The sequence below is a fragment of the Gottfriedia acidiceleris genome, from assembly GCF_002128425.1.
GTDB classification, from domain to species: domain Bacteria; phylum Bacillota; class Bacilli; order Bacillales; family Bacillaceae_G; genus Gottfriedia; species Gottfriedia acidiceleris.
Genome location: NZ_NESS01000010.1, coordinates 53,181 through 65,860 on the forward strand (window position 1 = coordinate 53,181; position 12,680 = coordinate 65,860).

Consider the following 12,680-nt stretch of genomic DNA (forward strand, 5'->3'; position numbering starts at 1 on the left):
TCTCATTTTGATAGATGGATTAAAGAAGTAAGCTCTGAACAAATTGAAATGATTGATATTCCAAGTAATATAAATGAAAAGTTGTTAAAAAATACGCTACAAACGATTAATCCTAAACTTGTACTAATCATGATTGGAAATAAAAATCCAAAACATATACTAAAAATTATAAAAGAAACCAATATACCAATCATAGTATGGTTTACAGAGGATCCTTTTTATACTGATGTTAGTTTGGACGTACTGCCTTATGCAGATTATATCCTTTCAATAGATCGATCATCGTGCGAATTCTATACCAAACTTGGCTATAAAAATATTCATTACTTTCCTTTAGCGAGTAATGAACGTATTTTTAAACCTCTCGATATAGAAAAAGAAATAGATTTGTTATTAATAGGCTATCCCTATCCAAACAGAATTAAATTAATCCAATCAATCATAAATTCTACAAATTATTCAATCTTGCTCATAGGAAAAAACTGGAATAAACAGTTGAAAATTCCAAATGAAAAAAAGAAAAAAATACAAATTATAAATAATTGGATACCACCTAGTGAAGTAAACCTTTGGTACAACAAAGCAAAAATCATTTTAAATCCTCATAGGCAATCTACTTTTATTTTCAATAAAAATAGTAAAAACATAATTAATCGTAGTATAAACAATCGATTTTTTGATATTGTTTTAAGTGGTGGGTTTCAATTAATCAATGAGGAGATTGATTTTTTTGTTGATGAAGAAAATGAAAGATTAACAAGGTATTCAGATGACCATCATTGTATTCATTTAATTAATAAATATATAAACGAGTTTTCATATAAGGAGGAAAAAGTTCAAGAATTACGAACAAAAATTACAGGAAAAAATACATTTTCTAATAGATTAAATACATTATTGAATATACTAGAATATAGCTCAGAATAATGAATGGTAAGATAAGAATAATAGATTTTATATTTTTAGGGTGTTTCTATGCTTATTAATAATAATGAGCATAAAAACACCATTTAAATTTAACCTTATCATGATTATTTTCCTTTGACATTACTTAAAACAATGCAGAATACGAAATATGCTTTTTCACTAAATAACCTGTCATTACACTAAATAAAATTTCTTTTTCCTGTACAAGTTTACAGTTAACATTCCAGGTTCTTTCTATTAATTTTTTGGATAAACCAGTAATAGGTGTTGATTACTTGATGTCTTTAGTTTGATCACTTAATGATACGTTTTTTGCTCAAATCAAATTACAATAAAAAGTAATGGGGGTAAATCGCGTTGAAAACAAGTGTATTTTACTACATGAAGGAAAGTATAAGTTCAATGACCTTTCAAATGTGGAGTCCATTCCATTTTTTATTTATGTCCAGTCCTTTTATATTTGTAACTTTGTTTCATTTTCTATTTAGGCGCTTTAACAATCAGACGTTACGATTGATTGGTATGGGTTTCTCGCTTATTGGGCTTGCTCTTTTAGTTGGTCGTAATATAGAAATTTATCACAAAGTGAATCAAATCTCACCTGAAGAAATCCCTTTACAAATTTGTCATTTTGCTAATTTTATTTTATTTTTTGCTTTTTTATATGAAAGTGAATTACTATTTTCAATTGCGTTTTGTTTCAACCTTCCTGCTGCTTTAGTAAGCATTATATTTGCTAACGGTCTTTCAAATTATCAATCTCTACTTACATGGCAAGGAATGGCGTATCTTTGGGGGCATATGCTAATCGTAGGAATTGTATTGTGGGCGAACTTTAATCATATGATTGTTATTAATTTAAAAATTTTGCGAAAAACAATGTCGCTCATTATTGCATTGTACATTTTATCAATTTTTGTAAATAATTTGGTTATGAAATGGATGGAGCCTTATATATCCAATTACTTTTACACAATGGCACCAGAAAAAGGAACACCATTAGAATATTTTTACAAACTGGGTAAAGAAACAACAACTTTAGGACTTCATTATAACCCAATGTATTTATAGATCCTACTTTTAGTTGGGCTCTTTGTTGTATTCTTCTTTTATTTAATTTATCTATTTTTGAATTTAATTAAAAACAGTCATGTGAAGGAACTTGATAAGCAAAATACTATGAGCTATGAATTGATTTACAAGACTTTTATCAAAAACAGTACTGTTTAACGAAAACCATTATAAAAACGAGGTTTCCCCAATTAATTCTCTTGGGGCTCCCTCGTTTTTGTTATGATTAAAACACCCTATTTACTTCAAATTGGACTCTAACACAATTTTCAGAGTTGAACATGTTGTCCTTAATATAAAAAACTAAAAACTACTAAATTTTCTTATACAAACTTTTTCAATACTATGGCAGAATTATGACCACCAAAACCGAATGAATTAGAAATGCCAATGTTTAATTCTTTTTTTCTTGCTCCTTCTGAAACATAGTCTAAATCACATTCAGGATCTGGCTGTGTTAAATTGATTGTTGGAGGAATAATTCCTTCTTGAAGACTTTTCACTAAAGCGATCGCCTCTACTCCTCCTGCTGCACCAAGCATATGTCCAAGCATTGATTTATTTGCTGTAACCGGAATTTTATAAGCATGTTCGCCAAATAGTTGTTTTATAGCTAGCGTTTCAGATCGATCGCCTAATGGAGTACTTGTTGCATGTGCACTAATGACATCCACGTCTTGTATTTGTATTTCTGCTCTATTTAAAGCATTTCTCATAGCTAAAAACGCTCCTCGTCCTTCTGGGTGAGTTGCAACCATATGATATGCATCAGAACTTGCTCCATAACCAATCACCTCACATAAGATTGGTGCATTTCTTTTTACTGCGTGTTCCAATGATTCTAGCACTAGCACTCCCGCACCTTCACTCATTACAAATCCATCTCTGTTTGCATCAAAAGGTCGACTTGAAGAACTAGATTCCGTATTAACTGATAATGCTTTAGCGTTTCCGAAACTTGCTAAAGATAATTTAGATAGAGCAGCTTCTGTGCCTCCTGCAAAAATAATATCGGCTTCTCCATTACGGATTGTATTGAATGCTTCTCCTATCGATGAATTACCAATAGAGCATGCAGTTACTGGTGATAAAGATGGACCAAGTGCACCTAATCTTATACTTATTTGAGCTGCAGCTGCATTTGATATAATCATCGGCACTAAACTTGGACTGACTCTTCCAGGTCCTCTCTCGTTTAATAAATTTACATTTTCGATAAAGGTGTTAATCCCACCAATACCTGATCCTACATAAACGCCTAAACGTTCAAGGTCAATATTGTCTAATTGCAATTGTGAATTTTCCAAAGCTTGTTCTGCAGCTGCTAACGCAAATTGGCAAAAACGATCTAATTTTCTTGCTTCCTTTCTTCCCCATCTTTCTTCTGCATCAAAGTCACGGACAATACCTGCTACTTTCGTTTTTATATCTGATACATCAATTGTATCAATATCAGTGATACCTGATATTCCGTTTATTAAGTTATTCCAAACTGTATCCACATCATTTCCTAGAGGAGAGATAACTCCCATTCCTGTAATAACAATTCTTCTCATCATAAGTTCTCCTATCGTTTTTTTCTTTATTTTAACGCTTATTTATCCTATTACAAGTTGTAGTTTATCCTAGTATAATTTATACTACGTTCAGAAAGGAGTAATAAAATGAATCCAGAAACACGACTTCAAGCACTCTCAGAATTTCTAAAAACGCAGCGGTCTAAACTAAATCCGCAAATGGTAGGTTTACCAGTTGGTACTCGTAGAAGAACCCCTGGTCTTCGTAGAGAAGAGGTTGCCGGGTTAGCAGGAGTAAGTACAACGTGGTATACGTGGCTAGAACAAGGAAGAGATATAACAGTATCAAATTCCGTATTAGACGCGATTTCAGATGCATTACAATTAAATAAGGATGAGCGAAATTATTTATATGCCCTTGCATTACCTGAAGTTGAAAAACGATCATTTTCAAATGAAGAAGAAACGGTTATTAGCCCAGCTTTGACTAAAATATTAAATGAACTTCGGAACTGTCCGATCATTATTTCAGATCGAAGGTGCCATATTGTTGGATGGAATCAAGCAGCAGCTCACGTATTTTTAGATTTCGAACAAATTCCACCAGAGAAACGAAATCTTATTCAATTGCTTTTCTCCAGAAAAGAGTTTAAAAGTTTAGCCGTTAATTGGGTGCATTTTGTAAAAGGTTTTTTAGCAATTTTTCGCACTTATTACGGTCAATATGTTGGAGATCAATGGTACACTTCTTTCATTCATGAAATGGAACAAAATTTCCCGGAATTTCATGAACTCTGGAATGAGAGCGAAGTCAGTTCAGCCCCAGATGTATTAATTGAGTTTCGACACGCAAAAGCAGGAAAAATGCTTTTTAACTTAACATCCTTACAAGTTCAAGGAAACATTGATTTAAGATGTAGTGTTTATACTCCTGTTGAAAATACAAATACAGAATCTAAGTTAAGAAAACTGATGGGTAATGAGTAGAGATAGTTCCAAATAAAAAAGCTTGGTGGACCCAAGCTTTTTTGCTTTACAACGAAGAACAACAATTCATCTTTCAGTTTTACCATTAAAATCTACAAATCCCTTTTGGTCTATAGCTTTTTCCTATATAAAAGGCAATTTTTATAAACTAGACTAATTCTAAAAAAAATCCCGATATACTCAAAAGAGCAATCAGGATTTTGAAAATGCTTAAGTTTATTATTTAACTAAAGAAAACTGTGTTAATTTAAATGAATCAACATTTATTAACTTGTTTGTTGCAGCACTAGATTTTGTACCAGTGGCAACAATTTTAATAGTATGTGCTTTATTTGGTAAATTTTGAGTATCAAAAACATTTACTTTATATTTGCGGCTTGAAGAGTAAAGGTCAATTTGCTTTATTTTTTTGCCATCAATATAAACGTCAGCTCTACCCATATTCTTATCTTTTAAAGCATATACAGTTATACCCGTACCACTAAAATTGTATTGAAGTGATCCAGTAGATCCTTTTGTTTGATGAATCGTGCCGCCAGAAGCGCTCGTATAATTTAACTTATTCCAAGTTCCAGAGTATTTAACATTCGAATCACTGTTCTCTACAGATTTCGTTGTTTGAACTGAAAGAGATAAACTATATTGACCTGAGCCTTTTACAGCAGTAGGAACGATATAGTACATTCCAGATTTCGTTGGTTTAAATACAATTTTTTCAGTAGAAGTGGTATTAGCAGACTTTTTCAATTCTTTCTGACCATAAATAGTCGAAGTACCAATATCGAATAATTTAAGATCAAAGTTTGCACTTGAAGGGCCAGTTAATGAAATATCATATGTTTTGCCCGCTACTAAGTTTTTAGCCCAGACGTCATTTAAGTCTTTTGCGTCAGTATTAAGACTTCCTTTTGCAGTACCTGAAATATAAATTCTTGCTTTAGTATCATCATCGTTTACGTAATTAATAGATGTTGAATAAGGTGTCTCAGTTTTATCCAATGTATTAATTACTACTACATAGTTGTACGTTTTTCCTGGCGACATTGCAGTCGTATCTGTATAAGACGTTGTAGTAATAGGTGTTTTATTTAATTGTACATAATCAGATTGTGACGACTCTTTGCGATAAATACTGTATGATTCAGCCCATTTCGGAGCAGTCCATGAAATAACTGGATATTTCTTTGCCGTGTCAAAAGATGTTTTCAATGAAATAGGATTATCTTTTACAATAAATTTATCCAAATTGATTCCAGTAGCAGATTTTCTTGCCGCTGGATCATTTTTCCCAGTCCATACAATTCTTATCGAGTGATTGCCATAAGATGTAAAATCTTGTTTAAAGAGACTTTGCTTTGATTTCAACGTACTATTATAAAGCGATAGTGATGAAATCTTTTTGCCGTCTATATATACATCGGCAATTCCTTGAGAAGGATCTTTAAACCCTTGCCATTCAATACTAGATCCAACAAATGAGAAGTTAACTTCACCTCTAGAATTAAGGACTCCTGCCATTCCTTCAGAATATTGTGGATTAAATGCTGGCATCCAATCTCCATCTAAAGTAACCGAGTTTGAATCATCTTCATAAGATCCACCGAAATTACCAGAATAAAGTTTGTAGTTCCCTGAACCATTGTAGTCGTACACATTTACAAAATAGATTCCAGTTCTAGGAGCGATAAAATTTATCTTTTCTTTTGATGAATTTACATTCTCTGAGTATGCAATCATTCCATTTTTATTATTTACACTAGTTGCTGATTCATTATACACATATAAATCAAAATCGCTTCCTGCTTGACCATTTAATGAGAATGTGATACCTTGGCCTTCTTTTAATGATATTGCATAAACATCATTTTTATCTTTTGTTGAATCTAGACTTCCATTTAATACACTTTTATCTAACGGAATACCTGGTGCATCATTGTCATCAAAATTATCTAGAGTTGAAGATTTAACAATTTTCCCAGTGCCTACAAGACCATTTAGTGAATCTAATTTCGTTCCTTTTGCACCTGTATAAAGCTTAAGCATCTCAGGTGACATGTTCGGATGTAAACCTAGTAAAATAGCAGCAGCACCTGTAGTATGTGGAGTTGCCATAGATGTTCCACTATAATAATCATATGCTTGTGTATAATCAGAAACATATTCTGAATTTATAACTGATTTTGAATCATTAGATTGAATAAAATCAGCGAAATAGTATGGAAAATCAAACCTATTTACATTTAAATTAGTATTTTCATAGATTCCACCAGATAAACCTTTTACATTCAAGCTTGGTCCCATATCAGAGAATACATTTAAATGTAAAGTATCCTTAACAAATGATGATTTCTCTTGTCCAGATAAGGCATTTACACCTGATAATAATAATTTACCACCATTTGAAAGGTATTTATTTAACATGTCAGTATCAGTTTTAGTTAAAGTTGTACCTTCCTCAGAGAAAAATCCAAGGCCATTACCAGTATACCAAACTACAGCATCGTAGGAAGATAAATCGTTACTGCTCTTGTAATCTGATAGAGAGGATTCAGAACTTATTGTTACTTTATCCACATTAGGCAACAATTGATTATATATTGGTGAATAGTCTTTAAATATCTTTGAAAGTTCTGGATCGTCACCGAATATTTGAGCAAGATCATGTTCATCATCTTGAACAAGTAAAATTTTCTTATTCGTATCCTTCAAATCTAAATAATTTAATGCTTTATCAAAAGCATCCTGTCTTTGTTTTTCAGATATTTTTTCATATCCAATGCCATCAAAGATCGCTTTGTAATTGTCTCCATTAATTTGGGCTGATGCTCCAGCTTGATTAATCTTCAATAATTTTGTAATCTCATCGATTGGGTATTTAGGAACTGAACTTATAATGTCAACTCCAGGAGCAGCTACATCAACTGAATCAGCGCCATAATTTGAGAAAGGTGCTAAGTTTCCTTTATTATCTACAGCCGCAACTGATAATATATTAGCACTTTCAAAGCTAGCAGGATAAGCCCCTTCTTCATCATTATCCATTCCATCATTTCCCGCAGCAGCTACAAATAAGCTATTAGAATTTTCTATTGCTTCTTCAAGCAATGGATCGTATTCTCCGCCACCCCAGCTATTATTTGTGATTTTAACGCCCATACTTTTAGCGTATTCAATCGCTTCGATCGCATCTGCAGATGTTCCTCCAAAAGGACCAATGAACTTTAACGGTAAAATTTTAACGTTAGGAGCAACACCGACTACACCTTTATTATCTTTTAGATTTGTTCCTTCTATAGCTGCAGCAATTGTTCCAGATACATGAGTACCATGTTCATCTCCATCAAGTGCATCGTAAACAGTGTTATCATGGTTATAAAAATCCCAACCATTTACATCATCAACATAACCGTTGTGGTCGTCGTCAATTTTATTATTAGGAATTTCCTTTGGATTCTTCCAAATTTTTCCCGCTAAATCTGGATGGTTAATATCCACGCCTGTATCAATTACACCAACTACTACTTGCGCTTCCGGTTTCGCTAGCTTTGAACTAAAATTAGTCCAGCTTTCAGGTGCGTCTACATCAATATCCTTTTTCCCTATACTATCATTGATCGTTTGTCCGTAATTATTAAGTCCCCATAATTGATCATAATAGTCATTAGCATTATTGAAATCAGAAGCATAATATTTGTAGTTCGGTTGAACAGATTCAACATTTGGATCCTTTTTTAGTTTCGTTATGTACTCACTAGTACTTTCACCTGTTGGAATTTTTACTAACTCAGCGTTTAAATTCTTTAATTTCTTTGAAGACTTTAAAGAGTATTTTTTCTGAAGTGAAGTGATTTCCCCTGTAGTTACTTTCTTTTTATATTTAACAATTAATTCACCAGTTTGATAATCACGTTTCTTGACTGCCTGTTTATTTTTTAATTTATCTCTTAATTTTTTCTCTAATTCAGTTTCTGCCTTCTTTGGTAGTACCTTACTGCTTGCTTTCGGTGCTTCCTTCATTTGGCTTTTTCTAAGGTTTTTACCAGAGTTTACTTGATTAGTAACTGTACGATTAGCTCCTGTTACTGAAGCTGCTTGAACTGTCCCAGAATAAATACTTGAAAATAACAAGATTGTGGATACAGGTAGAGCTAAATAATTTTTTTTCTTCATTGTTGCGCCCCTTTAATTAATAGTTTAATAGAAATACTAGACACACATATGTAACAATTAATCAATAATCCATTCGATAAAATGATTGATATATTTTATTAAGAATGAAAACAAATAGATTAAATTTTAAATTAGTTACATCAGTTCCAAATCCAAAAGTCAAAACCCTCCTTTCTCTTGGAATTATTTTCTAGTAAACATTTAATAATACCTTTTATATTAATCCAAAATAGAACTTTTGGATTTAATAATATCTGTTTTTGGTAATTTACAAGGTCTAATTACCTATAACGTGATTAACGAAACAAGCGATTACACTCTCTAAAAAATAAAGAAGAGATTTAATTGTAACAAACGCTTATTAAGCGTAATTTATTTAAAACAATATTAACATAAAATTAATTATTTTTTGAAATAAATGTAAAATTTTAACAAAATTTCCAAATTCTAATTTTTACTCGTAATCTTTTTGCTTTAATTGTTTCGACAAAAAAATAAGGTAAAAATAAGAATCCCCCTTTTTTTTACCCCGTATAATATTATTTCTATTAATTAGTAAACTCAATTTAGGTGTCTGGTACAGTTTGTGAAAGTGTTTCTCCGTAATAGAGTCATAGTGGCGTTGGTTTAATATCGATATTCTTCCATTGCTGCTTCATATTTAAAAATTGAACAAGATTAATAGGAAAAATAGTTTTTTATTTTTAAAATGAACAAAAACTGTTTATACAAATAAAAAGAGTCTCCTGAAATATGGAGACTCTCACTTTTTAATATTGATCACTAAAAATTCGTTGGTCTAAGATGGAATGAAAAAACGATTCAATTTCTGAGATGTCTTCAGCTGCAATTCCAAGCTTTTGATCCCAGTGTTCAGGATGGTCAATATCTTCTCTGCAAAGTAATACCATTCTTCCACTTTGAATAGAGACAACCATTGCTTTCCCTAGAAATTTTTCCGAAAAGATAACAGCAAAGTCGTAGCGATGGCTACCTGCAGCGATACAGTAATAATGAATGTTTTGGTTCTCTTTCTCCTCCGATATAATGTAGAAATTCATCCCTACCACTCCTTTTTTCACCATAGTTTTTACTTGGAGCATCTTACCATTAAATCGATTTGCGCCATCGATTATTTAATGGAAAGGAGAATATAAATCCCCTTTCTTATTAATTAGATAAAATTTGCCATTTTTCCTTTATTTTTATTGTTAAAATTTTATGACAAAGTAAAATAATGTCGTAATTACATCTAAATGATGTTCACACTAGTTAAAAATGAACTTTTTATATAAGATGTTCCAATTAAAAAAGATAAACAGTAATCTGTCTATCTTACATTTATCAAAATACTTATTTAACCAAAATTAACTTTGTGCAATCTTCTCCGCAAATTCCTCCTCTAAAATTGCTAAGCATACATGATCATACCACTGATCTCTAATTTTTAAATTTTTTCGATAATATCCTTCCTTCACAAATCCAACTTTTTCAAGGACACGTAAAGACCCTATATTTTCTGGATTAACTTCAGAAGTCACTCGGTGGAATTTCAAATCTTCAAATGCAATTTTCAGAGCGAGTTTCAAAGCTTTTGTCATATATCCTTGACCGTTAAATTTTTCACCAATTTGGTAACCAACCATACAACTTTGTTTAGGTCCTCGTGTAACAAAAATGAACTGTACTTCTCCTATTAAAGTAAATTCATTGTCTTCTTTAACAAAGATCCCAAAATCATATCTACTATCTTCTGCACTTTTTTCCATAAACTCTTTTATACTATTCAATTGTCCTTGAATGGTGTAAAAGTCCTCTTTCCTTGATGTAGGAGACCACTTTTCAAAATGTTCTTTATTTTCTACATGTAATTGTAACTTTGCCTCTGCATCTTCAAGCGTATATGGGCGTACTATAATATCTTTCAAAAAAACCCCTCCAATAAACTTTTCTATATCTACTATTAGTTATCAATCTACTCATTTTAAAAGGAAGATTTAATTATGCGGAAAATTTTTAATAATTAAATTTTACCATAAAAATTTACAAAAATACTATTTCTTAAACAATAATGGACAAATTAAAAAGGGGTGATATGATGGAAGTTAAACCACTGTTAGAAGTAGAAAAGTTAGCTTTAAAGAAATTAAAAATATTTGAGCAAAGCCATCTCCGCTACGTATTAAGAAGTATGCTTGCAAGTATGTTTATTGGATTCGGTGTAATGGTAGCTTTCAAGACAGGGAACGGCTTTTTCTTAGTTAATTCTCCTGTTGCTTATCCAATTGCAGCATTGACATTTGGAGCAGCTATTGTGTTGATTTGGTATGGTGGTGGGGATCTCTTCACTGGAAATACTTTTTATTATACATATGCTGCATTAAGAGGGCGAATGAAGTGGCCAAAGGTTTTTGAGCTACTAATCTACAGTTATATAGGCAATGTTTTAGGTGCTTGCTTGTTTGCTTTTATTATCTATACTACTGGGCTTTTTGATGCACCTGACTCGAGTGCTTTTCTTTTATCAGTAGTTGAGCATAAAATACATAATCCTATTTTTCATTTGCTTGCAAGGGGAATCTTGTGTAATTGGCTTGTATGCCTTGCATTTTTTATTCCTATGTCTTTTGGAGAAACTGAAAATGGAACGAAGATCACCGCAATGATCCTATTTGTATTTTGTTTCTTTATGTCTGGATACGAGCACAGTATTGCCAATATGTGTTCTTTCGCAATTGCACTTGTCATCAAGCATCCTGACACGATTTCATATACAGGAATGATCCATAATCTTATTCCTGTTACAATTGGAAATCTTATTGGCGGTGAATTTATGATGGCTACTATGTATTATTTTGCTAACAAACCATTTTTTAATGAAATTGACTCAAAGTAGGTTTTTAGAAGTTTTTTCTGAACCATATTAAATACAAAAAAGTACGCCGTAATCAGCGTACTTTTTTAATTTTATTTAATATGCTCTTTCATAAGGTTTAGGAGTCAAAGGTTTCCCATCAAGAAGGATTGAAGCTTCATTCGCCCAATAAGGATTACTTAACATCCCCCGACCAACAGCGATTAAATCAGCTTCTTGATTGCCAAGTACAGATTCTGCAAGCTTTGCATCATCTAAATTTCCTACAGCAATTACAGGCACTTCTGCTTCTTGCTTAATACGTTCGGCCAATTTGACTTGATAACCAGGATGAGATCCAGGTCTGCCCGCAGAACCAATTGGACCTTCACCACCAGAAGAGATGTGGAATATATCGACTCCCGCGTCACGGAATGCTTTAGCCATTTCGACAGAATAATCCAGACCATAGCCTCCATCTACGTATTCTACCGCAGAAATACGCATAATAAGTGGCATGTCAGCTGGCATTACACTTTTGGCTGCTTTAATGACTTCTTTTCCAAATAAAAATTTATCTTGTCCATATTCATCTGATCTTTGATTCGTATAAGCAGAAGCAAATTGGTGGATAAGATAGCCATGTGCACCATGGAGCTCAATCGTATCTACTCCTGCAAGAACCGCGCGCTCTACACCTTTTTTGAACTTTTCAACCATTTCTTTAACTTCTACAGTTGTTAATTCATGTGGAGTTTTTGATTTCTCATTAAAAGCGTTTGGTGAAGAGGACACTGGCTGTGGAGCATCTTCAGCTTTACGTCCTGCATGAGCAATTTGAATCGCAACTTTTGCACCATATTTATGACATTCATCTATAATGCGCTTAAATGCTGGTATATGGTCATCACTCCAAATTCCTAGGCAATAATCTGAAATTCGGCCTCGATCTTCAATATTTGTCATTTCAATAATGATTAAACCTGTACCACCGATTGCACGGCTAGTATAGTGAACGAAATGCCAGTCTGTTGGAATCCCATCTTTTAGATGGACAGAATATTGACACATAGGTGGCATTACTACACGATTTTTTAATTCTAACCCTTTGTGTTTAAATGGTTTGAATAAATTAGACATAGTCAACGTCCTTT

9 protein-coding genes are annotated in these 12,680 nt (G+C 32.5%); 4 read left to right on the forward strand and 5 right to left on the reverse strand.

The features are described from left to right. The first annotated feature begins 48 nt into the window (after positions 1-48). Together B6K90_RS17145 and B6K90_RS17150 are read left to right on the forward strand one after the other, a co-directional pair. Positions 49-927, forward strand: coding sequence for a CgeB family protein (locus B6K90_RS17145; protein ID WP_167555411.1), 879 nt, complete (start codon positions 49-51; stop codon positions 925-927). Between the two features lie 357 nt (positions 928-1,284). After that, positions 1,285-1,998 carry a TMEM164 family acyltransferase gene (locus B6K90_RS17150; RefSeq protein ID WP_088013984.1) on the forward strand — a complete coding sequence of 238 codons (714 nt, stop codon included), beginning with the start codon at positions 1,285-1,287 and terminating at the stop codon, positions 1,996-1,998. 323 nt (positions 1,999-2,321) lie between these two features. Here the strand turns inward: B6K90_RS17150 and fabF are convergent, their stop codons facing one another. Beyond that, positions 2,322-3,554: a beta-ketoacyl-ACP synthase II gene (gene fabF / locus B6K90_RS17155; RefSeq protein ID WP_088013985.1), complete on the reverse strand. Its 1,233-nt coding sequence runs from the start codon at positions 3,552-3,554 to the stop codon at positions 2,322-2,324. A gap of 108 nt (positions 3,555-3,662) precedes the next feature. Between fabF and B6K90_RS17160 the strand changes: the two genes are divergently transcribed. Next, positions 3,663-4,502, forward strand: a complete 840-nt coding sequence (locus tag B6K90_RS17160; RefSeq protein ID WP_088013986.1) for a helix-turn-helix transcriptional regulator — start codon at positions 3,663-3,665, stop codon at positions 4,500-4,502. 219 nt (positions 4,503-4,721) lie between these two features. Here B6K90_RS17160 and B6K90_RS17165 read toward each other — a convergent pair whose 3' ends face one another. From B6K90_RS17165 to B6K90_RS17175, 3 genes are all read right to left on the reverse strand, one after another. After that, positions 4,722-8,672: a S8 family serine peptidase gene (locus B6K90_RS17165; protein ID WP_088013987.1), complete on the reverse strand. Its 3,951-nt coding sequence runs from the start codon at positions 8,670-8,672 to the stop codon at positions 4,722-4,724. Between the two features lie 770 nt (positions 8,673-9,442). Then, positions 9,443-9,733, reverse strand: a complete 291-nt coding sequence (locus B6K90_RS17170; RefSeq protein WP_088013988.1) for an SAV0927 family protein — start codon at positions 9,731-9,733, stop codon at positions 9,443-9,445. 306 nt (positions 9,734-10,039) lie between these two features. Continuing rightward, positions 10,040-10,600: a GNAT family N-acetyltransferase gene (locus B6K90_RS17175; protein WP_167555412.1), complete on the reverse strand. Its 561-nt coding sequence runs from the start codon at positions 10,598-10,600 to the stop codon at positions 10,040-10,042. Between the two features lie 170 nt (positions 10,601-10,770). Between B6K90_RS17175 and B6K90_RS17180 the strand changes: the two genes are divergently transcribed. Next, a complete protein-coding gene (locus tag B6K90_RS17180) occupies positions 10,771-11,568 on the forward strand; it encodes a formate/nitrite transporter family protein (protein WP_088013990.1) in 798 nt (265 codons plus the stop codon). A 75-nt stretch (positions 11,569-11,643) separates the two neighbouring features. Here the strand turns inward: B6K90_RS17180 and B6K90_RS17185 are convergent, their stop codons facing one another. Next, positions 11,644-12,666: an NADH:flavin oxidoreductase/NADH oxidase gene (locus B6K90_RS17185; RefSeq protein WP_088013991.1), complete on the reverse strand. Its 1,023-nt coding sequence runs from the start codon at positions 12,664-12,666 to the stop codon at positions 11,644-11,646. Between the last annotated feature and the right edge of the window lie 14 nt (positions 12,667-12,680).